Here is a 20,906-nt window from a genome sequence, read left to right as displayed (position 1 = left end):
TGCCTCGGCCAGGTGTAGCGGCGGGGTTCCTGGTCCTCGCTGTGACCGGCTCGGTGGGCGGGCGGGGTGCCGGTGTTGGTAGCCGATGTCGAGATCGGCTGGGGATGGACGGCATCAGAGCTTCTCCGGTTTGTTGCAGTGGCAGGGAGCAGGCCAAAAGAACGAGAGGTGGCTCTTCGCAGGCAGCCGTGCCGGCCTGCCCGCGAAGAGCCACCGGCGGTGGACAGGGGTCAGTGGTAGCGGCACAGCAGGAGGCGAAGCGCTGCCGCTGCCTGGGCGGGGACGACACCGTTGCCGAGGACGCGAAGCGCGGCGGTACGGGGAAGGCCGAACGAGGGATCCGTGACCCAGTGCGCGGGTAGCCCCATGAGCCACTCCACGAACGGGGGCGCCAGAACCGTCTTGCCGTAGCGGCCGGGTTGGGTGGGCGCCGGAACGGGCCGCCCGGTCAGCAGTTCCCAGCGAGCGACAGCGGGGGCGTAGATCCCCCATGTGGTCTCGTCGAGCGTTCCGAGGTTGCCAGTGGTGAGCTCGGCGAGGGTGGTTCGCAGGTCCGGGCCGCCGTGGCCGTGGTGGCCAGGGCCATGGGCGTCGGAGGCCCGTGGTGTCGGGAGCCGCACGGCGGCAGATGGGAGGGTGAGGTCTCCGTGGGATCCCCGTTGTCCGGGGCAGCCTTTCTGTCCATCGGTGGCCCGCGGGGTGGGCAGGAGCACCTGTGACAGTGGTGGCCGGAATCCGTTGCCGGCGTGGCGGCCGGGCGTGCCGGTGTCGCTCGCCCGTGGGGTTGGCAGAAGGTCGTGGCGGTTGCCGTGGGGTTCGATGACGTCTGGCAGTCCGTACTGGTGGCCCGGCCCTTTGCCGTCACGGGCGCAGGGTGTGGGAAGTGTCCGTAGCGTCTCCCCCATCGGTGGCGAGCAGGAACAGTCGGTCGCGTCGGTGGGGTGCGCCGATGTCGGATGCGCGTAGGCATAGCCAGCTCGTGTCGTACCCGAGCGTGGCCAGGTCGGCGTGGACGACGTCGAGTCCGCGTTGGCGGAGGGCGGCGACGTTTTCCACGAACACGAGTGGGGGTCGAAGGATGCGAAGGGCTTTGGTGATGTGGTGCCAGAGGCTGGAGTGGGGGCCGGTGATGCCGGCGCGTTTGCCGGCGTTGGAGATGTCCTGGCAGGGGAAGCCCGCCGTGAGGACGTCGGCGGGTGGGACGCGGGTCCAGTCGACGGTGCGGATGTCGCCGAGGTTGGGAACGAGCGGCCAGTGGTGGGCGCAGACGGTGCGGGCGTGTCGGTCGGTTTCGGCGTACCAGATGAGGTGGCCGCCGAGCACCAGTTCGACGGCCATGTCGAGACCGCCGTAGCCGGTGCACAGCGATCCGATCCGCGGCCCGGGAACGGGGTCACTCACGCCACCTCCCGCGCACGGGTGCGGACGTTGGTGCCCAGCGGGGGGTCGTCAGTCATCGGCGACCTCCGCGGGTAGTTCCGGCCGGCGGAAGATCAACACGTCCTCGTGGGTGATCAGGTGCAACGGCGTGCCGCCGGTGCGGGCCTTGCGCACGGCTTGAAGTTGGAAGAACGACGGCCGGGCGACGAGCCGCCCGTCGCGGACCGCGGCGAGGAGCGCGACGCACCGCTCGGTCGGGATGAGGCCCGCGCGGACACCGGCGGCGATGACCGCGCTGGGCAGGTCGACGAGCTGGCCGTTCTTGCGCCACGGACGGGCGGTGACCACCACGGTGCCGCCGGGGCGCAGCAGCACCGCGCACCCGGACAGGATCTGCTCGAACCCGTCGGTGAGACCGGTGAGGTCCCGGTAGGCGAGGTTCCTGCGGTCGGTGCCGTCGTTGTAGGCGTTGTCGAACTTCGCCACCCCGTCGGCGCCGGGCCGGACGAGGCCGTGAACGGTGGGCCCGTATGGCGGTGAGGTGACGACCAGGGCGACCTGCCCGGTGAGGGCGGCGGGCAGCAGCGATCGCAGGCGGGTGGCGTCGCCGCGGACCACGGAGGCCCGGCCGCCGGCGCCCTGTTGCTGTGCGTGGGTGATGTTGGCGTCGGCGATGTTCGACCATCGCGGCTCGTACTCCACCCCGATCGCGTCGCGGCCCGCGTGGATCGCTTCGACCAGGGTGGTGCCGATTCCGCACATCGGGTCGAGGACCAGGTCGCCGGGCTGGGTGTAGGCGGCGATGGCGTGGGCGGCGATCGCGGGCAGCATCCGGGCGGGGTGTTTGACCGACTCGGGCACGTAGCGGCCGCGGCGCTGCACCGGCCCTGTCCGCTGGGCGGTCGCCCACACCGACAGGCCCTCTGGTGCGCCCGGCGCGCGGTGGCGTCCGCCGGTGTCGCGGTGGCGGCCCTCGTAGTGGCGGTGCTGGCCTTGGTGGGTGTCCTCGGCCGGGTTTGCCGGCTGGTTCGGGTCGGCGGGGAAGGGCAGGTGCTCAGCCACGGCGACCGCCTTCCGAGCGTGGGTTCCGCTGGGAGGTGGGCGCCTGGTGGTGGGTGAACACCAGCAGGTCCGCGTGCACCTGCAGGTGCGCCACCGTCCATGGCTGCTCGGCCTGCGTGGCGAGGGCGAGCAGTTCCTCGTCGGTGACGTGGTAGACGAACGCGTCGCCGCACGTGTTGGCGGTGACGGCGACGATGTGTTGCAGGTAGCCGAGCCCGACGGCGGCGGCCGCCTGCACGACGGGGGTGAAGTCCTGCGGGGCGGCCGGGCTGGCGGGGGCGGTGACGACGAGGATCAGGCAGCCGCCGGGGCGCAGCAGCCGCGTACAGGCGGTCAACAGCCATGCCAGTCGGATGCGGTTGGTCGCGTCGGCGGTGTCGAGGGGCCAGCAGGCCACGACCAGGCTGGTCACCTCCGCCAGGGACGCGCCGTCGGGTACAGGGACCGCCGGGTTGCTGGCTGGGGGCAGGTCGGCGTCGGTGAGGTCGTCACCGAACCAGGCGCCCGTGTCCGGCAGGTCGCTGTTGTCGGGCTGGGCGGCCGGGTCGGTGCGGGTCGGCGGGCCGATGATCAGGCTGGACGCGTCGGTGAACCAGCCGCGGTGGTGCCGGCGCCCGCCCGTGGCGCAGGCGCTGGTGAGGGCGTGGTCGGTGGTGAGGTCGATGACCGCATCGCCGGGGCGGCTGTAGGCGGCCACGAGCCGGTAGGCCAGCCGGGCGCCGATCGCGCGGCCGGTGTCGGCGTCGGTGCGGGCGGTGCGCCACACGGTGATCGGGACCGGCGGGTCACCGGCCACCAGGTCGATGAGGGTCGGGTCGACATGCGGGTCGACGGGGTGGGCGGGGTCGTGGTGGTGCTGCGGCGTGTGCTCGCGCATTTGGATGTCGGCTCCGCGCCGCGCGGGTAGTGCGCTGACACCCTCAAACCGGCGGTTGTGTGCTCTGACGAACGCCCCCGGTTCTCACAGCGGCTCGCAAGCGCTCACGGTCAGGCGTTCGTTGCGCTCACATCGCGGGTCAGCGGCGGTATAGCGGTACTGGGCTGGTGAGGGGGTCGCGAGCGCCCCGCCGTTTGCTCCAGTGGCGTGCGCCCGCTCAACCCGGCTGGGCGGGGCGTGTGGCGTTCGGCTGCTGTGCGGTGGGGACATGCAGCGGCGCCCTCACCTAGGGCGGGCCCTTTGTTGGCGCCGCGAAGCCGGTATGAAATAACCTGCCATGCCGGATGACCTGACCGCAGCAGGAAAGGCCAATAGTGACAAAGATGAATTGGAGCCGGGTCAACCGGGAGAACCGTGCGATCAGGGAGGCGAATCGACTCGCCGCCGCCAAAGCTAGCGGCAAGACGGCCGCTCGGTCCACCGGGAGCGGACAGGTCTCGCCGCTCCTCATGGTGTTGGCGTTGAGGCGCGAGCAGGCGAGGAAGGCGGCCGCTGCTACCGAAGCTAATACGGCCGCTCAGTCCACCCGGACAGCCCGCCTGTTGGCGATGCGGGAGTCCAGGCGCGAGCAGGCGAGGAAGGCGGCCGCTGTTACCGACTAATGCTCTGACCGGAAACGGTTGCACGGCACAAGCGGTGCCAGCCTTCCGCCATGCGCTTCTCGTGGCCGAACGCGGCCGGCGGAAGCATGATTCAGCGACCCAGGCACTCCTGGTCGGCCGAGGCGGTCACCGGTCGCAGCCCGGGCCAAGCGGCCGGGCCAGCCTGGCAGCGCCGCGGGCAACGTCTGCGGCACGGTCGCACCATGCGCACACCGGACGGCGGCCGGTCGTGTCGCTGCGGCGGTAGTCAGCCCAGCATCGCCGCGTGTGGCAGCGCGTGCAGACGATCGCGGGCAGGCCACCCGTGTACGGGCCAGGGTCGGTCGCTCCGGCCGGAATGATGCGGCGGCGGCTCAAACGCAACCGAGCACTGGCCACCCGCTACGACAAACTCGCCGTCCGCTACCACGCCACCGTGCACGCCGCCACGATCAACGAATGGCTCCGACCCGGCTTATGAAACAGGGCCTAAGAGGGTGAGGGCGCCGCGGGGTTTTGCGAGTTCGGATCGGGCAGGCAGGGCCCTGCCAGTGGACGCCTCAGGCGGCCGCCGCGCCTTCAGACACGAGGTGCGGTCGGCTAGTGGTGACACGGCCGGCGCGAGTGGCTGCTCGGTGTTCGGCTTGCGCGGCGAAGGTGGCGACGGCGTGCGGGGAGGCGATGCCGGTGAGCAGGCCCGCGTGCAGTGCGTCGGCGATGCGGGTGTCGATGCGACCCAGACGCATGCGTAGGGCGTCGACGGTGATGCCGAGTCCGGCGGCGATCGGCTCGATCGCCCGCCGTGCGAGCCGCACGTCGATGTAGGGCTGTTCGTCGTCCGGGTCGAGGATGCCCAGGCCGACGGCGCGGCGCACGAGCACGTCGGGATGTCCGTAGGGCACCTTGGGGGTGCGGGGGCCGGGCAGGTGGTCGACGTCGGCGATCGAGGTGTACTCGCCGGCCTGCAGGCGCAGCCGGTGCCCGGCGCGCCACGCCGCCCGGCACAGCGCCGCGTACGGGGCGTCGCGGGTCAGGTCGACGCGGTCGCGCAGGGCGGTGAGGAATCCGGTGAGGATCTCGGCGTCGATGTCGTCGGGGTCGCCGTCGTAGCCGGCGCACAACTGGCCGGCGTAGCGGCGCAGGGCGGGCATGGCCATCCCGACCGCGGCGATCACCCACGCCGGCCCGTCGAGGCGGGCACGGCGGATCAACTCCCGCCACACGCCGTCGCGTAGCGCGTATGCCTGAGGGTGACGCAGCAGCCAGTCGCGCAGCGCCGGCAGTGTCATGGCGCCCGGTCCGGCGGCGTTGGGGACGCCGAAGGCGCCCATGTCGAGTGTCAAGGGTGCTGGCTCGCCGGTCAGGGCGGTGAAGGCGGCGTCTGCGGCTGCGAGAGGCGAGGTTGGCCAGTCGGTGGCGGCGGGCACGCTCATGTCACAACTCCCCCTGTCGAAGATGACCGCCGGTTTCGCAAGGCTGCGATGTCACGGCGGTGCGGCGGTACCGATTGGGCCACGGCCGTCACACAGCCCGCTCACAGCGCAGGCCACGGCCCTGCGGGCCGGCGCCGGCACTCGTGACATCGCCACAGGCAGGGAACCCGTGACATCGAGCCGATGTCGTTGGCATTGGATTTGTCAGTGCCGTTGAGCTGGGCTGTGACACAAGCCAGGCGCTGATGCCACCGGCCGCCGACGGCAGAGCCGTCGACAACCGGATGGAGCGCGACGGGGTTGCGACCGGCCGGAGGTGACACTCACCGCCGCCCACGGCCGCTCACAATGACTCACATCCCGACACCTGTGACATTGGGCGACCACGACGCTGTCACCGGTGCCGCGTGTGGCGCGACGCGGCGCCGACGTCAGTGCCACCAGGACGTCACAAGGCCGGTCTGACACCGAGACCTGAAGTCATGTCAGCGGCAGGAAAGCATCGGTGACATCGGCGGCGATGGTCACAGGAGGTGTGGTCCGCGCCGTGTCATCGGCGCCTGTCGCTAACTTGGGCGGCCTTCTGTGGTGCTTCGTGTCTGACAGCCGTGCCTGACATCGCCACGGCTCGACCAGGTGTCGCGCGTCGGTCGCCCCTGGCCGACCTCCGCCATCACATCGAGGCGGAGCCCAATCGGCGCGAGATGGAGTTGCTGTGTGCCGCTGTGAGTGGCGGTGATAACCGGGGGCGTTCGCCAGAGCACACAACCGGCGGTTTGGGGGTGCGGGACTTCTCATCGCCCACGGCGTGGCGAGGATCCCGCCCGCCGCCGGGTCCGCACCTAGTCGGGCCGCCCGCCGTGCCGGCCGCCTCGGGTGCCGCGCAGTGCTTGGTGCGCTGACACCTCATCGAACACCCGCTACCCGACAAGGGAGGAAGGGCTCCTCCCGGGGACGGTCTGGTTCGCCGCGCGTGCCGTCCGCGGGCCCGGCGGCGGTCTCCCGTGACCATCCGCTAGCACCCCGCCGCGTCCCCGGACGTCGGCGGGGCCGGAGGTGAAAGAGTCATGCCCCGAATTTCGGCACGTCTTCGTGCCCTCACCCGCTCCCGTACCGCCTACCATCTCGCCGTCACCGCGTTGGTGATGGTGTTGTTGTCGACGCCCACCGCCGCGCACGCCGATCCGGGTTCGCCGGGGATCGTGGCGGTGAACTCGCTGCCGGTGGTCATCGCCAATCTGCGTGCCTGGCTGATCGGCATCCTCGCCGCGCTGGCCACCCTGTTCCTCGTCCTGGCCGGCGTCTACTGGGCCACCGCCGGCGGCGACCCGACGCAGGTCGAGCGGGCCAAGGGCGCACTGAAAAACGCCCTGATCGGCTACGGCCTGGCCGTCCTCGCCCCAGTCCTGCTGCAGGTCGTCCAAGGCATCGTCGGGGGCTGACCATGAGCTGGCTACTCGACCAGATCCTGGACTGGCTGGCCGCGGCGATCCTCGCGAGCCTGGACGCGCTGTTCGGGGTGATCAGCAGCGCGCTGCTGATCACCCCGAAGGTCACCACCCTGCCGCAGGTCCAGGCCCTGACCGGCCGTTCGGTGCTCGTCGTCGACACCGTCTTCGTCCTCGCCTTCGTCGCCGCCGGGGTGCTCACCATGACCGCCGGCGGCAGTGAAACCACCCGCTACACCGCCAAGGACCTCGTCCCGAGGCTGGTCGTCGGGTTCGTCGCCGCGCACTTCTCGCAGCTGTGGTGCGGCATGCTCATCGACCTGGCCAACGCCCTGACCGGCGCGCTCACCACACCCCAGGGCGACAGCGACGGCGCGCTGCGCGCCATCAAGACGCACATCCTCGCCGGACAGGACACCACGGCGGTGCTGCTGTTCGTGATCTGCGTGGCGATCATCGCCGTGCTCCTCGCCGGCACCGCGTTCAGCGTGATCGTCCGCTTCGCCGTCGTCATCGTCCTGACCGCCTTCGCGCCACTGGCCCTCGCGTGTCACGCGATGCCACAGACCGAACCGGTCGCCCGCATGTGGTGGCGGTCCTACACCGGCATCCTCGCCGTACCCGTCGTGCAGGGCTTCACCCTCTACGCCGGCCAGTGGATGCTCACCGACGCCGACCATCTGCTGCCCGTGCTCGGGCTGCCGGTGGATCCGGGCGGCGCGATCAACCTGTTCGTGGTCATGGTCATGCTCTGGACGACGCTGCGCGTGCCGTCCCTGATGCACCGCTACGTGGCCACGGGCAACAGCGGCCGCGGAGTGAACATGCTCGGCGCGGCGGTGCGGGTCATCGTCGTGCAGCAGGCCACCCGCGCCGTTCCCGGCCTCGGCCGCGGGCTGAAGGCGGTCGGCCGATGAGCCGCCACGACGACCACGCCGATCCGGGCCGGATGCGGATGCCCGCGGACGTCGACGCTCCCGACAAAGTGCTGTACGGACTGACATTCCGGCAGCTGGCCATCCTCGCCGTCGCCGCCCTCGCCTTCTACGGGGCGTGGCGCACCCTGCATCAGGTCGTGCCCGCGCCGGTGCTCGTCGGCGCCGCCGTTGTCGTCGGCGGCCTGGTTTTCGGTGTCGCTGTCGGCCGTCGCGACGGCCTGCCGCTGGACGTGTGGCTGCTCGCCGCGGTCCGTCACGCGCGGGCTCCGCGCGCGCTGTCGACAACGGACACGACGTCGAAGACACCGGACTGGGTGCAGGCGCCGACGACGAGGGTGATGCTGCCGGCGCCGCTGAAGCTGCCCGCCGACGCCATCGACGACGGAGGGGAAATCCGACTCGGCGCCGCGCGAGCGGCGATAGTCGCCACGACGAACGTCAACCTCGCGCTGCGCACCGGCGATGAGCAGGCGGCCCTGGTCGACACCTTCGGCCGCTGGCTCAACAGCTTGTCGGCCCCCACGCAGATCGTGGTGTCGGCGCAGCCGGTGGACCTGCACTCGGCCGCCCGCAGCCTCGCCCACGCGGCCATGCAGCTGCCGCACCCGGCGCTGACCGACGCGGCCAGCGACCACGCCCGCTTCCTCGACGACCTCGCAGCGCGCAAGGATCCGCTGCGCCGGCAGGTCCTCATCGTCACCGGCACGAGCACCGGTGAGCGTGGCGAGCACACGGCGCGACGGCGCGCCGACGACACGGTCCGCGCCCTGTCCGGTCTCGGCGTCACCACCCGCGCCCTCGACGGGCCGGCGGTCACCGCGGCGCTCGCCGGGGCCGCCGACCCCTACCGGCCGCCCCGTCCCGGCGGCCTCGCGGCCCCCGACACCGTCATCACCTCACCCACACCCCATCAGCGTCACCGGCACGGAAGGAGCCGACGGACATGAAGCTGCGCCACAGATCCCAGCCTGCCGACGGTGGCTGCCAGCCGGACGGGCTGGCGGGCGCCGTCGCCCCCGCCGCCGTCGAGGTCACCCCGCGGTTCCTGCGCGTCGGGGACGGCTACGCCGCCACCCTCGTGGTGACCGGCTACCCGGCCGAGGTTGGCCCGGCCTGGCTCGAACCCCTGTTGTCGTGGCCGGGCCGGCTCGACCTTGCCCTGCACATCGACCCGCTGCCCGCCCCGGTCGCCGCCGCCCGGCTGCGTAACCAGCGGGCCCGCTTCGAATCGTCCCGGCGGGCGGACGCGGATCGCGGCAAGCTGCCCGACCCGTCCGTGGAAGCGGCGGCCGACGACGCCGCGGACCTCGCCCAGCGGTTGGCGCGCGGTGCGGCGAAGCTGTTCCGCGTCGGCCTCTACCTGACCGTGCACGCCCGCACCGAGGACGAACTCCGCGAGGCGTGCGCGCAGGTGAAGGCAGCCGCCGCGTCCACATTGATCGAGGTGCAGCCCGCCACGTGGCGGCACCTGGCCGGGTGGACCACCACCCTGCCCCTGGCCACGGACAGCCTGCAGATGCGCCGCACCATGGACACCGCCGCTCTCGCCGCCGCGTTCCCCCTCGCCAGCGCAGACCTGCCCGCGCCGCTGCCCGGCGACCCGCCCGCCGACGGCGGGGTGCTCTACGGCGTCAACCCCGACTCCAGCGGGATCGTGTGGTGGGACCGCTGGGCACAGGAGAACCACAACAGCGTCGTTCTCGCCCGCTCGGGCGCCGGCAAGTCGTACTTCGTGAAGCTGGAGATCCTGCGCAACCTCTACCAGCAGGTGCAGGTCGCCGTCATCGACCCTGAGGACGAGTACCTCCGGTTGGCCGACGCGGTCGGCGGAGTCGTGGTCCGCCTCGGCGTCGCCGGCGTGAAGGTCAACCCTCTCGACCTGCCGGGAGGTGATTCCCGCCCTGACGTGCTCACCCGACGTGGCCTGTTCCTGCACACCCTCATCAGCGTGCTGCTGGGCCAGCAGCCGCCACCGGCGGAACGGGCTGCCCTGGACCGGGCGATCCTGGCCGTCTACCGGCAGGCGGGCATCACCCCGGACCCGGCCACCCACCACCGGCCCGCCCCACTGCTTCGTGACCTCGCCGACTGCTTGCACGCCGACACCGACCCGGCCGCCGGCCAGCTCGCCGCCCGCCTCATCCCCTGGGTTGAGGGTTCCTTCTCGCACCTGTTCGACGGGCCGACCACCACCCGCCCCGACGGCCACCTCGTGGTGTGGTCGCTACGGCACCTGCCCGACGAACTGCGCACCGTCGGCACCCTGCTCGCCTTGGACGCGATATGGCGGCAGGTCGACGCACCCAGCAGGCAGGCCGCGCGGCGGCTCGTCGTGGTGGACGAGGCGTGGCTGCTCCTGCGCGATGGTGAAGGCGCCCGGTTCCTGTTTCGCATGTCCAAGGCCGCCCGCAAACGCCACGCCGGCCTGACCGTCATCACCCAGGACGTCGCCGACCTGCTCGGCACCGACCTCGGCCAGGCCGTCGTCGCCAACGCCGCCACCCAGATCCTGCTCAAGCAGGCCCCGCAAGCCATCGACGCCATCGGCGACGCGTTCGGGCTCACCGCCGGCGAACGGCGGCTGCTGCTGGCCGCGCGGGTCGGCACCGGCCTGCTGATCTCCGGCACCAACCGGACCAGTTTCGAAGCCATCGCCTCGCAGGCGGAGCACCAGTTGTGTACGACACGGCCGAGCGAACTCGCCGACCTCGACGAGGGAGACGACCTGTGACCCCGCCTGCAACCCCCCTCGTGACTGACCCGCCGCCGCCCAGCCCGGGTGCTGGCGTCGCCGTGCCGCCCACCGGCGCCACCCGCTGGATGCTCGAGGCCACCGCGTGGGTGGGGCAGCGGCCGTGGCTGCTCGCCGTCGCCGCCGGCTTGCTCGTGGCGCACGTCGCCGGCCGCAATCTCCTCGCAGAGTGGCGGCACCGCCGGCACAGTGATGGCGCAAGGCTCGTGACGATCGCCCCACCACCCGAGGTCGACGCGCACTGCGCGTCCGCGCTGTGGGCCAACCTCGCCGGCACCCTCACCCCGTCCCGGCGCCGCCGCTGGCTCTACGGCAGCCCTCACGTCGCCTGGCAGTACACCTGGGCCGGACGACGGCTGCTCATCTCCATCTGGGTACCCGGCACCGTCCCGCCCGGCGCGGTCGAAGCCGCCGTCCGCGCCGCCTGGCCCGGCGCCGCCTGCACCACCGACGACACCCCCGCCCCACCCATCCCGCTGGACGTGCCCACGGTGGTGGGTGGACATCTGCTGCCCACCGCCGCCGAATGGCTGCCCCTGCGCATCGACCACGACACCGACCCGCTGCGCGCGCTGATCTCCGCCGGCTCCCAACTGCGGGCCGACGAGCACGCCTGTGTGCAGATCCTCGCCCGCCCCGCCACACCCCGCCGCGCCCTGCGCGCCCGACACACCGCCGGCAGGTTGCGCGACGGCAAGACTGCCCTCCCCGCCATCAACCCGGCCACGCCGCTGCTGTGGCTCGTCGAGGCCTTCCTACCCGGCCACACCCCCAGCCCCGCCAGGCACGGGCCGACGGGTCGCCGCGACCCCGGAGTGGAACGCGATGTCCGGGCCATCCTCGACAAGGCTTCCCACCCTCTGTGGGAGACCGCCATCCGATACGCCGTCGGCAAGGACAGTCGACGCGCCGGCACCGACCAGCGGCCACGGTTGAGGGGCATCGCCGACACCATCGCCTCCTCCTTCGCCGTGTACTCCGGCCGCAACCGCCTCACCCACCGAAGCCGCATGCCCGCCCCCGCCGCGGTCCTCGCGCGGCGGCGCCTCGGCGCCGGATTCCTCACCTCCACGCCCGAACTGGCCGCGCTCGCCGCGCTGCCCCAAGATCTGGCCGTCCCTGGCCTGGACCGCGCGCGGGCGAAGTCCATGCCCGCACCGGTCGCCGTCGCGACCGGCGGACGCGGCACCAAGGTCCTCGGTACCGCCGAGGTCGGCGGCCACGGCGTGGCCCTGGCCGTGTCGGATGCGCGGTATCACCTGCACGTGATCGGCTCCACCGGCAGCGGGAAGACGACGCTGCTGGTCAACATGGCCGTCGACGACATCACCGCCGGCCGCGGCACCGTCGTCATCGACCCGCACGGCGACCTGGTCCTCGACATCCTCGACCGGCTTCCCGCGTCTGTCGCCGACCGCGTCGTCATCTTCGACCCGGACCAGCCGAATCCGCCGACCATTAACCCTCTCGCCGGGGACGACCCCGACCTGGTCGTGGACAACCTGGTGTCGATCTTCGGGAACATCTTCGCCAAAGCGTGGGGCCCCCGGATGGACGACGTCATGCGCGTCGCCTGTCTCACGTTGTTGCGGCACGCCAACGTCACCCTGCAACACATCCCACCCCTGCTCAACAGCGCCCAGTTCCGGTCGGCGATGACCGTCGACCTGGACGACCCGGCCGGCCTGTCCGGGTTCTGGCAGTGGTACGACGAGCTCAACCCCGCCCTGCGCTCGCAGGTCATCGGCCCCGTCCTCGCCCGCCTCCGCGCGTTCCTCCTGCGCGACTTCGTCAAGCGCACCATGCGCTACCCGCGCTCGAGCTTCGACATGGGCAAGGTCCTCGACGGCGGCGCGCTACTCGTGCGCATCCCGAAAGGCCAACTGGGGGAGGACACCAGCAAACTGCTCGGCTCCCTGGTCCTAGCGCAGGTGTGGCAGGCCGCCACCGCCCGCGCGCGCATCGCCCCCGACAAACGCCGCGACGCCACCCTGATCATCGACGAGGCCCAGAACTTCCTCACCCTCGCCAACAGCCTCGACACGATGCTCGCCGAGGCCCGCAAGTACCGGCTGTCGCTGGTCCTGTCGCACCAGGACCTCGCCCAGTTCCCGAAGGACCTTCTCGCCGCCGCGTCGGCGAACGCCCGCAACAAGGTCTACTTCTCGTGCGCGCCCGAGGACGCCCGTGTGCTGGCCCGCCACACCCTGCCTGAGCTCGACGAGCACGACCTGACCCACCTCGACGCCTACACCACCGCGACGCGTCTCGTCGCCGACGGCCGCCAGACACCGGCGTTCACCATGAAGACGCGCCCGCCGAAACCGGTGGTCGGGGAGGCGACCGCGATCCGGCACGTCGCGGCCGAAGCCATCACACCCCAGGACACCAGCGCCATCGACGCCCTCGTCGACCGGTTCTCCCGCCCAGACAACAGTGACAGGCCCACCGGAGCGGACACTCGCGACGCCCGTCGGAGCAGCCGCCCTTCCCGCCCCGCCTGACCACCAACCACCGTATGGCCGGCACCGTCGCTGTCAGCGGCGGCGTGGGCTGATCCGGCGGCCCCGTGGGCCTTCCGTGACGCCTTCCGCTGCGGCTTCACCGCGCCTTCACCACCTCTCACACACCTCCGGCCCCGCACCGCAGCCCTGTGTGGCTGTCAGCGCAGCACGCCGCCGTGAGGCCCTCCGCTGGACGGCGGTGACATTCCCAGACTCCCTCCCCATGGGAGGGGTCACCCTTCGTCTACTCCCTGAGGAGATCCCTCATGTCCCGCGAATCCACCAACCCCGAGTCCCGCCCGTCCCGCTCCCCCTCCAGCAAGCTTCAGCGGCTGGCCCACCTGCGTCGGCTGACCCTGCGCGACCGTCAACTCCTGGCCTGGCTCGCCGAGCACTATGTGCTGTCCACCGCCCAGATCGCGGCGGCCCTGTTCCCGTCACCGCGCTCCGCGCGGCTGCGCCTGGCCGCCCTGCACCGCATCGACGCCGTGCACCGCTTCGTCGACGTCACCACCGGCCATGGCCAACACCTCCACACTCTCGGCCCCCTCGGCATGCTCGTGCACCCCACCACCTACACCGACCCCGAACACCCTGACGCCCGCCCGCCGCGCTCCAGCATTGAACGCACCGAACGCATCATCGGCAGCCCGCGCCTGCGGCACCTGCTCGGCGCCAACCAGCTCTTCATCGACCTGCACGCCTACACCCGCACCGACCCCACCACGCAGCTAGTGCGGTGGTGGTCCGAGCAGCACGCCACCACCGCCTACACCCTCGCCGGCATCCGCCCCGACGGCCACGGCATCTGGTCGGCCGCCGGGCACACCGTCGGAGTCTTCCTCGAGCACGACAACGGCACCGAACCGCTGGGCAGGGTGCTGCGCAAGCTGCGCGGCTACGAACGCCTCGCCGAGTTCGGCCCCCGCTACCCCGTCCTGCTACGGGTGCCGACCCGCCGCCGGGAAGTCCACCTCCTCGACGCCCTCGCCGGCGTGCCCACCGTCATGCCTGTGGCCACCGGCCTGCACGACGAGCACCCCGCCGGACCCGCCTGGACCCTCGCCGCCGACCCGGGTCCGCGCCGCTGGCTGCACGAGCTGCCCTCCGACCACGGCCCGCGCAACACCGCCACGAACCCACACCGCTACACCGACCCCGACGGCGACCTCTGACCTGCATCTGCGGTTAGGGACACAACACCGCGACACCGCGTGGCATAGGCGAAGGAGCTGATCGTGTGGGAGCGGGGGCGGACCAGCTTCGCCCGGATGGAGCCAATGGTGGTGGCTGAGATCGAAGTGGAGACCGCTTTCGAGCACCGGCGATGGCGCCACCGGGTGTGGTACGTGCGTCCGCGGCTGGAGGTGTCGGTGTACGACGTGCCGCTGCTGCTCGGCGACGAGGCCGACCCGTTCTGGGACGCCGCGGCCGGGGCGTGAACAAGTGGGTGGCTCAACGGCTGACGGCTGCGTCACCAAGATCGGGTGTTTCTCGAGCTGACCGGGCGTGTGGGTCGGGCCAGCCGGAGGACCGTTGCCCGAGGCAAAATATGTCAGGGTGGAAAGTATTGCGCTCAACTAACGGGGAAGCGCGAATCAACACCTGGGAGAACACCACTCAATGACCACCCCCTACGACCCTGCGCAGAACCAGCCGCCGGCCGGCCAGCAGCCGATGCCGCCTACCGCTCAGTTCCCGCAAGTGCCTGCCAGTCAGTACCTGCCGCCGCCCGCGGGCCAGTACCCGCCGCCTGCGGGGCAGTTCCCGCCGGGACCCGCCGGTCAGTTCCCGCCGGCGCCTCCCGCCCGCAAGCGCCCCGCCTGGCTGGTCCCCACACTCATCGGTGTCGCGGCGTTCGTCGTGCTGTGCTGCGGCGGGTCGATGGTGATCGGCCTGGCCAGCGACGACGGCAAGAAGACCGACGTGTCCGCCAGCAGCGACATCCCGGCCGTCACCACCAGCACCTCTGCCCCGGCCGCGGTGGCGCCGACCACGTCGGATCCGGCGCCAGCCAAGCCGGCCCCGGTGAAGACGACCGCAGCCCCGGCCCCGGCCAAGCCGAAGACCTTCGGCATCGGCGACAAGGTACGCGGCGGTGACTTCGAGTTCACCGTCAAGAGCATGAAGTGTGGGATCTCCCAGGTCGGCACCCAGTTCCTGAACACCAAGGCGCAGGGCACCTTCTGCAAGGTCAGCGTGACCGTCAAGAACGTCACAAAGAGCGCGCACCTCTTCCACGCCGACGGGACTCTCACCGCACAGGACGCCAGCGGCCGGGAGTACGAGGCCGACGGGGAGGCCGGGATCTACGGCAACAGCGACGGGCAGGGTTTCCTCGACGAGATCAACCCGGGCAACTCGGTGACTGCGAACGTCTACTTCGACGTGCCGAAGGGCACCAAGCTGAAGACGATCACGTTCGACGCCGGACTGTTCACCTTCGCTGAAGACGCCGTCGTCACCCTGTGATCGGCAGCCGAGTTCGGAGACACCTCGTGAACCACAGGACCCTGCGCGCCGGCAGCGCCGCCGCCCTCGCCCTCGCCGCCCTCGCCGCCGCCGGCTGCGGCGACGGGGACAAGTCCACCGCGGACGCCAGCTCGGCCGCCCCGACCCCGACCACCGCCAGCCCGTCGCCGAGCCCGAGCGCCAGCCCGAGCCCGACGGCTAGCCCGTCCCCGACGTTCGATCCGACCGCGCCCCTCGCCATGGGCAAGTCGTTCACCACCACCGAGGGCGCCGCCCGCGCCACCGTCTACGCCTACAAGCACAACGTCGCCCGGAGCGCACCCCGCCCTGACGAACAACCCGGCTACGTGTGGGCCGCGATCGACGTCAAGGTGTGCGCCCTGCGGGTGGACATCGCCCCCCAGGGCATCTCGATCTCCAACGGGCCCTGGACGTTGGTGTACGCCGACGACACCCAGATCGATGCGTCCTCCGTCGGCTACAACCAGTTCCCCGAGCCGGAGTACCCGTTCGGGGAGAAGGCGGTCGCCCCCGGCCGGTGCGTGCGCGGCTGGATCACCTACCCGGTGCCGGGCAATAAGCGTCCGGTTGCCGTCGAGTACGCCCCCGACGGGGAGCCGATCGCACCCCGCTGGGCCGTCAAGTAGCCCCACCAAGGAGCGAGGCCCCCGGGCGTGTGCCGGGGGCCTCGTCGTGTCAGCCGGGAAATGCGTGACATGGCTATCAATGCCGAGGCCCCTGGCGGCGCCCGACTTAGCATCGGTACGCCGGCCGGGACGCCGGCGAACCGGCCCGCCACAACCAGGAACGCCGCTGTCATGCCTCGGCGATGCGCCACGGAAACGACGAAGCCTCGACCCTACGAAGGTCGGGGCTTCCTCACATCCGGGCCTCGCTGCTAGCAGCTCACCGGTCACTCAGATCTGACTCCCAGGTCCCCGCTCACAGCGCAGGTCGCGGCCCTGCCACACACCCACTTCCTTGCTGCCTGTCACACCGCAAGATCGGCTGTGAGTGGATCGACCACTCACAGCGCGAACCGCCTCACCCGCCCGGCAGCGGCTGTTGATCTCTCACGGTGCAGGTCGACCGCCCTTCCTGCCGCCATTGCCGTTGGGTTTGGCTGTGGGTGGCAGCCGCTACCTTTCCGGCAACAACCACCCCAGATATCGCTCCACCCCCGGTTCGGTCCCACCTCAGGGATCCCCCCGCCGCACCCCAGCGGTACGCGACGCCCACCCGCTTCGGCCGGTCGGCACGCGCCCGCGCGGCGGCCCCTCGAGGTCGCACCAGCCACCCACCCCAGCGCTTCCCTTGATCCGACCCACGGACCCGGTGGGCTGGTCATCCTGCGCGCCCCGCACGCACCCCATGGAAGGAGGACAGTCTTATGTCCACTGTCAACGGCACCCCGCTGACCCGCCACGGCAGCCGTGTGCCAGCCATCCCGGCACCACCGGCCCCGGCGAAGACGGCCCCGGCGCCCGCACCCCGTCCGCGCCCTATCCGGGCCGCCAGCAACGCGCGGCCGACCGTCACGCCGGCCCCGACCATCGCCACGATGATCATCTGCCTGCCCGACGCGCTGCCCGCGCAGGCGCTCACCAGCCACCAGCTCGACACCCACTTCGGTGTCACCGGCGCTCTCGCGCCCCTGTTTTGGGCGGTCGCGCAGCTGCGTTTGTGGCAGCGCCAGCAGGTGATCGGGCTGCGCAAGGGTCGACCCGCGCCGTGCGCGGGCGGACCGGTCCGGCTGCTCGACCTGCACGGGATGCGCCACGCCGCCGCTGTCGGCGCCGGGATCCGCTACCAGGTCTGGCAGCAGGTCGTGCACGGCACCCGAGCCGCCACCCCGTGGCCGGTGTTCGAAACCCGCCACCTCACCGACCCCGACCGCTACCCCCTCGACACGGCGATCGCGGAATTCCACGCCCAACCCCGCGTCCACGCCATGCGCCTGCACGCCGCCGCCGCTCCCGGCCCTGGCCAGCCCAGTGTCGGCGAGCTGGAGATGTACCAGGCGGGGCAGATGGCCTACCAGCACTACCGCGCCGCCAGCGCCGTCGCCGGCGATGCGATGCTCACCGCCGACGGCCGCAAGCTCGCCCCCGCCAGCGATGCCCTCGCCCACCGCATCACCTACCTCGAGCAGGCCCTGGCCCACCTGGACACCCTCGACCCCGATCAGCGGCTACTCGCCGTCGCCCTCTAAACCCACCCCAAGCCCCCAGCCCCCAGTCGAGGGCACCGGAAACCCGCTGCGGGCCGAGCCCCATCTGGGATGCCCCAGCGGTCGGTCCAGGCTGTGTCACCCTGCGGGGCCTATTTTCCGCTGCCGTCGGCGCACCGCAGCTGCCTCAACGGCCAGCTGCCACGCCGCCTCACACAGCGGCGGTCAGTGCTCTACAGGCCGGGCGCCCCGGGCCAGGGGCACCCGCTCCCGCCTGGCCTGACACAGGCCGCCGTATTCCTCTTCCGGCCCTGCTCATCGGCAGGAGGTTCTTCCACGGCGTCCGCATCGAAGACGTGCTGCCCCTCGCGGAGCACGCCATGGCCTGCCCGGCCCACCGCCACACCGGGGCGCAAGTCGCCGCGGGTGAGCGCAGCGAGCCGACCCTGGCTGCATCTCCCGCCGACGTCGAGTCCTCGTTGTAACCGCACCCAGCCGGCGCCCGCCGGCCGATCGCTCATTCCTTCCCACGCGCGCCCGCCACTCCCCGGCTGGCGACCGACCGCAGCGCGGATCTCGGGATGTCCCGAGATCCGGTCGTCGCACTTGATCAGCGGCGCGGTCGAAGCGTGGATCACTGCTGACCTTTACACCAGGAAGGACGTGCCCATGACGGATGCGACGGAGCCCGTGCCGGCGCACACGATGTTCACGGTCCTCGCCGCGCTCAGCGAGCTCGGCGAGGCGACTGCCACGGCCGTGGCCGAGCACGCCGGGCTCGGCTATTCCACGGCGACGGCGAAGCTGCGCGCCTGGGAGAAGACCGGGCAGGCCGAGCGGTTCCGCAGCGACGACAACCGCGCCATGTGGCGGTTGACCGACACCGGCCGCACCACCACCGCCACGTCACCCTCCACGCGGGAGGCGGCTGACACACCACCCGACGGGAGCGCGGTCGCCACCTCGGACACCGCCACCACGACCGATCCCCTCGACGCCCCTGGCGCACCGGAACGGGACGGCGAACCCCCTTTACCGGCAGACCAGGACACGGACGAGGCGTCCTCGGCGCTGGCTTCCACCGGCGGCGCACCTGCTCCGCTGGACACGGCCACGCCTTCGAGCGGCGGCGACGAGCAGCCACCCTCGGAGGAGGCGGGCCACGACCGCCAGCAGTCCGACCCGGCGCCCGACGACGCCGCGCCCGACGACGCCGAGGGCGAGGGCGGGTCGAACGCCGACCCGCAGGGGCAGGCAACCGCGACGGGGAACGGCCGCCGGGTGAAGGGCTCCCTGCGGGGTGCGGTACTGGACATCCTTGAGGCCCACCCCGATCGGCAGTACAAGACCAGTGAGTTGTGCAAGCTCATCGACGCCGCGAATGCCGGTAGCGGCGCGAGGAAAGCCAGCCAGGGCGCGGTGTTCAACGCGGCGATCAAGCTGGTCGCCGCCGGCACGCTCGTGCAGACCGTCGAACGCCCGGCCACCTTCCAACTCGCCCCCGCCAGCGGCGGCCAGTAGCCCACTCGTCAGGCAGCCCGAGGGCGGGCGTCGAAGTTGGCGCCTCACGCCCGCCCCCGGTGCTCCTTCCAGAACAAGGAGCGTTCCGAGTGTCTCCCATTCTGCAAGGAATCGTCACCACCGTCGGCGGGATCCTCGCCGGCCTCGCCCTCGCCGGCGCCCTCCTGTGGCGTCAACAGCAAGCCCTCGACGCGGCCCGCTACCAGGCCAGCCACGACGAGATCACCGGCCTGCCCAACCGGCGGCTGTTTCTCACCCGACTACGCGCCGCCCTCGCCGACCGGGCTGCGGTCGGGGTGGTGCTGCTCGATCTCGACGGGTTCAAGGCCGTCAACGACAGCCTCGGCCACGACACCGGCAACCTGCTGCTCGCCCACGTCGGCCGGCTCCTCGCCGCCCTCGACGCGCCGGTGGAGATCGCCGCAAGGTTGTCCGGCGACGAGTTCGCCCTTCTGGTGCGGGGCGAGCACGAGGACGTGGCCGCTGCCGCCCGCGCCGCATGGCAGGCCATCGGCGTCGCCCCGTTCCGCCTGACCAGCGGCGAGGTCAGTGTCAGCGGCTCTGTCGGCTACACCCACAGCCCCGCCTACCTGTCCGCCAACCCGCGTCAGCTGCTGGCCGAGGCGGACGCGGCGATGTACCAGGCGAAGCGTTCCGGTGCCGGTGTGCACGGCCATCATCCCTTGGCCGCCCCAGTGGGACGCAGCCGCGACCGCCACCACCACTGACAGGTCTGACGCCTTGAGGGCCCCGCGACCACCCGGTTGCGGGGCCCTCCCCTTTTCCGCCCTGGCAAGGGAGATCGCTGTGCTGTCCTTCACCGCTGTCCACGCCTTGGCCGGTTGCCTCCTGGCGACCGACGTCGACGCCGAGCATCTGGGCTGGGGCCAGCCCCCGACGCTGCTGCTCGTCCACACCCGCCCCCTCCACACGGCCTCGCCCGCGCACGCTTTGCGCAGCGTGGAGTTCCCGCTGCGCCGCGACGACCTGCTCACCGACCCCGCTGGCTTGCCCGACCTGTTGCACCGCCTCGCCGCAGGCTTGCGCCAGCCCCACGCGGCAACGCCCTACCAGGCCACCCTCGACACGATCGTCCGCCTGATCCGGGCGACGGAACCCGATGCGCGGCTACTGGCCTGGGCCACCTGCTACGACGACATCCTCACCATTGGCGACGCGCCACAGCAGGCCCGCCGGATCGACGCCGTCGACACCGACGGCCGCCTCTACCAGCTCAGCCACCCGCGTGGCGATGACCAACCGCTGCTGCTCATCGACGAGACCCCCGACCCGGGCGACGTCCCTGCCACCTATCCCGGGCTGACCGCCCTCCTCACCGCCACCACCCAGAAGGCCAGCAGCACCGGCCGCGCGGCGCATGGGAGGACCGGGCCGTTGCGGCGACCTGACGGCACCGACGAGGAGCCGATCTTCATTACGTGGGGGCCCGACGGGACGTCACTGCGCTGCCAGGTGTGCGGGGCCGTCGACGAGTTCGTCCAGGACGAGATGCCGTCCATGGCCGGCTACGGCGAGGACACCTATATCCGCTGCAGCCGCTGCGGATCCGTCGAAACCAGCGACCCGATCTTCGGCTGGCGCGCCAAGCCCGCCCCTTGGCCGGCACCCCCGCAACAGCAGGAGCCGTGACCGTCCCGTCCCGCGTCTCGGCCACCGGTCCGCGCACCTCATGCCCTCCCATTCCCGC

The 20,906-nt window shown here is 71.8% G+C and carries 19 protein-coding genes; 14 read left to right on the top strand and 5 right to left on the bottom strand.

Features of this window, described 5'->3' with window-relative positions; genetic code table 11:
- Nucleotides 1-230: 230 nt before the first annotated feature.
- From IEY96_RS33015 to IEY96_RS31700, 4 genes are all read right to left on the bottom strand, one after another.
- Nucleotides 231-620: a hypothetical protein gene (locus tag IEY96_RS33015; protein ID WP_229792002.1), complete on the bottom strand. Its 390-nt coding sequence runs from the start codon at nucleotides 618-620 to the stop codon at nucleotides 231-233.
- 241 nt (nucleotides 621-861) lie between these two features.
- Nucleotides 862-1,401 (bottom strand): DNA cytosine methyltransferase, encoded by a 540-nt coding sequence (locus tag IEY96_RS31710; RefSeq protein WP_268247182.1) that lies wholly within the window; start codon nucleotides 1,399-1,401, stop codon nucleotides 862-864.
- Nucleotides 1,402-1,449: 48 nt separating this feature from the next.
- Entirely contained in the window at nucleotides 1,450-2,442 is a 993-nt protein-coding gene (locus tag IEY96_RS31705; protein WP_189198470.1) for a TRM11 family SAM-dependent methyltransferase, read from the bottom strand.
- Nucleotides 2,435-3,319: a hypothetical protein gene (locus IEY96_RS31700; RefSeq protein WP_189198469.1), complete on the bottom strand. Its 885-nt coding sequence runs from the start codon at nucleotides 3,317-3,319 to the stop codon at nucleotides 2,435-2,437. The genes IEY96_RS31705 and IEY96_RS31700 overlap by 8 nt, the downstream gene beginning before the upstream one ends.
- Before the next feature lie 927 nt (nucleotides 3,320-4,246).
- Between IEY96_RS31700 and IEY96_RS31695 the strand changes: the two genes are divergently transcribed.
- On the top strand, nucleotides 4,247-4,441 hold the full coding sequence (locus IEY96_RS31695) for a hypothetical protein (protein WP_189198483.1): 195 nt from the start codon (nucleotides 4,247-4,249) through the stop codon (nucleotides 4,439-4,441).
- Between the two features lie 79 nt (nucleotides 4,442-4,520).
- Here IEY96_RS31695 and IEY96_RS31690 read toward each other — a convergent pair whose 3' ends face one another.
- Complete coding sequence (locus tag IEY96_RS31690; protein WP_189198468.1) at nucleotides 4,521-5,393, bottom strand: hypothetical protein; 873 nt, start codon at nucleotides 5,391-5,393, stop codon at nucleotides 4,521-4,523.
- 1,145 nt (nucleotides 5,394-6,538) lie between these two features.
- On the opposite strand from IEY96_RS31690, the gene IEY96_RS31685 reads away from it, so the two are divergent.
- The 13 genes from IEY96_RS31685 to IEY96_RS33010 all read left to right on the top strand — a co-directional run bounded on the left by IEY96_RS31685 (nucleotide 6,539) and on the right by IEY96_RS33010 (nucleotide 20,848).
- Nucleotides 6,539-6,835: a pilin gene (locus IEY96_RS31685; RefSeq protein ID WP_229792004.1), complete on the top strand. Its 297-nt coding sequence runs from the start codon at nucleotides 6,539-6,541 to the stop codon at nucleotides 6,833-6,835.
- 2 nt (nucleotides 6,836-6,837) lie between these two features.
- Nucleotides 6,838-7,758 carry a TrbL/VirB6 family protein gene (locus IEY96_RS31680; RefSeq protein WP_189198466.1) on the top strand — a complete coding sequence of 307 codons (921 nt, stop codon included), beginning with the start codon at nucleotides 6,838-6,840 and terminating at the stop codon, nucleotides 7,756-7,758.
- Nucleotides 7,755-8,726, top strand: coding sequence for a PrgI family protein (locus IEY96_RS31675; RefSeq protein ID WP_189198465.1), 972 nt, complete (start codon nucleotides 7,755-7,757; stop codon nucleotides 8,724-8,726). Before IEY96_RS31680 ends, IEY96_RS31675 begins: the two co-directional genes overlap by 4 nt.
- Nucleotides 8,723-10,510, top strand: coding sequence for a VirB4 family type IV secretion system protein (locus IEY96_RS31670; RefSeq protein WP_189198464.1), 1,788 nt, complete (start codon nucleotides 8,723-8,725; stop codon nucleotides 10,508-10,510). Before IEY96_RS31675 ends, IEY96_RS31670 begins: the two co-directional genes overlap by 4 nt.
- Nucleotides 10,511-10,599: 89 nt before the next feature.
- On the top strand, nucleotides 10,600-13,035 hold the full coding sequence (locus IEY96_RS31665) for a type IV secretory system conjugative DNA transfer family protein (RefSeq protein ID WP_189198482.1): 2,436 nt from the start codon (nucleotides 10,600-10,602) through the stop codon (nucleotides 13,033-13,035).
- Between the two features lie 266 nt (nucleotides 13,036-13,301).
- Nucleotides 13,302-14,210 carry a replication-relaxation family protein gene (locus tag IEY96_RS31660; RefSeq protein WP_189198463.1) on the top strand — a complete coding sequence of 303 codons (909 nt, stop codon included), beginning with the start codon at nucleotides 13,302-13,304 and terminating at the stop codon, nucleotides 14,208-14,210.
- Nucleotides 14,211-14,321: 111 nt separating this feature from the next.
- Nucleotides 14,322-14,477 carry a hypothetical protein gene (locus IEY96_RS31655; protein ID WP_189198462.1) on the top strand — a complete coding sequence of 52 codons (156 nt, stop codon included), beginning with the start codon at nucleotides 14,322-14,324 and terminating at the stop codon, nucleotides 14,475-14,477.
- A gap of 262 nt (nucleotides 14,478-14,739) precedes the next feature.
- Nucleotides 14,740-15,507, top strand: a complete 768-nt coding sequence (locus tag IEY96_RS31650) for a DUF4352 domain-containing protein (protein WP_229792001.1) — start codon at nucleotides 14,740-14,742, stop codon at nucleotides 15,505-15,507.
- A gap of 26 nt (nucleotides 15,508-15,533) precedes the next feature.
- Nucleotides 15,534-16,154: a DUF4352 domain-containing protein gene (locus tag IEY96_RS31645; RefSeq protein WP_189198460.1), complete on the top strand. Its 621-nt coding sequence runs from the start codon at nucleotides 15,534-15,536 to the stop codon at nucleotides 16,152-16,154.
- Between the two features lie 743 nt (nucleotides 16,155-16,897).
- Entirely contained in the window at nucleotides 16,898-17,719 is an 822-nt protein-coding gene (locus tag IEY96_RS31640; RefSeq protein WP_229792000.1) for a hypothetical protein, read from the top strand.
- Nucleotides 17,720-18,283: 564 nt separating this feature from the next.
- The gene (locus IEY96_RS31635) at nucleotides 18,284-19,198 is read left to right on the top strand and encodes a MarR family winged helix-turn-helix transcriptional regulator (protein WP_189198459.1); all 915 of its coding nucleotides are present in this window, start codon (nucleotides 18,284-18,286) and stop codon (nucleotides 19,196-19,198) included.
- Between the two features lie 89 nt (nucleotides 19,199-19,287).
- Nucleotides 19,288-19,926 carry a GGDEF domain-containing protein gene (locus IEY96_RS31630; protein WP_189198458.1) on the top strand — a complete coding sequence of 213 codons (639 nt, stop codon included), beginning with the start codon at nucleotides 19,288-19,290 and terminating at the stop codon, nucleotides 19,924-19,926.
- A 79-nt stretch (nucleotides 19,927-20,005) separates the two neighbouring features.
- Entirely contained in the window at nucleotides 20,006-20,848 is an 843-nt protein-coding gene (locus IEY96_RS33010) for a hypothetical protein (RefSeq protein ID WP_229791999.1), read from the top strand.
- The last annotated feature ends 58 nt before the right edge of the window (nucleotides 20,849-20,906 follow it).

Origin of the sequence: Micromonospora fulviviridis (genome assembly GCF_014648395.1) — a bacterium.
GTDB classification, from domain to species: Bacteria; Actinomycetota; Actinomycetes; order Mycobacteriales; family Micromonosporaceae; genus Micromonospora; species Micromonospora fulviviridis.
Note: the sequence above shows the minus strand (reverse complement) of the source record. Positions and strands in the feature narration are given on the sequence as shown.

Bases quoted from the DNA above. Each gene is read 5' to 3' on its own strand.
- IEY96_RS31685 (WP_229792004.1), top strand. From the start codon at position 6,539: ATGGTGTTGTTGTCGACGCCCACCGCCGCGCACGCCGATCCGGGTTCG.
- IEY96_RS31675 (WP_189198465.1), top strand. From the start codon at position 7,755: ATGAGCCGCCACGACGACCACGCCGATCCGGGCCGGATGCGGATGCCC.
- IEY96_RS31670 (WP_189198464.1), top strand. From the start codon at position 8,723: ATGAAGCTGCGCCACAGATCCCAGCCTGCCGACGGTGGCTGCCAGCCG.
- IEY96_RS31690 (WP_189198468.1), bottom strand. From the start codon at position 5,393: ATGAGCGTGCCCGCCGCCACCGACTGGCCAACCTCGCCTCTCGCAGCC.
- IEY96_RS31680 (WP_189198466.1), top strand. From the start codon at position 6,838: ATGAGCTGGCTACTCGACCAGATCCTGGACTGGCTGGCCGCGGCGATC.
- IEY96_RS31665 (WP_189198482.1), top strand. From the start codon at position 10,600: ATGCTCGAGGCCACCGCGTGGGTGGGGCAGCGGCCGTGGCTGCTCGCC.
- IEY96_RS31640 (WP_229792000.1), top strand. From the start codon at position 16,898: ATGTCCACTGTCAACGGCACCCCGCTGACCCGCCACGGCAGCCGTGTG.
- IEY96_RS31660 (WP_189198463.1), top strand. From the start codon at position 13,302: ATGTCCCGCGAATCCACCAACCCCGAGTCCCGCCCGTCCCGCTCCCCC.
- IEY96_RS31700 (WP_189198469.1), bottom strand. From the start codon at position 3,319: ATGCGCGAGCACACGCCGCAGCACCACCACGACCCCGCCCACCCCGTC.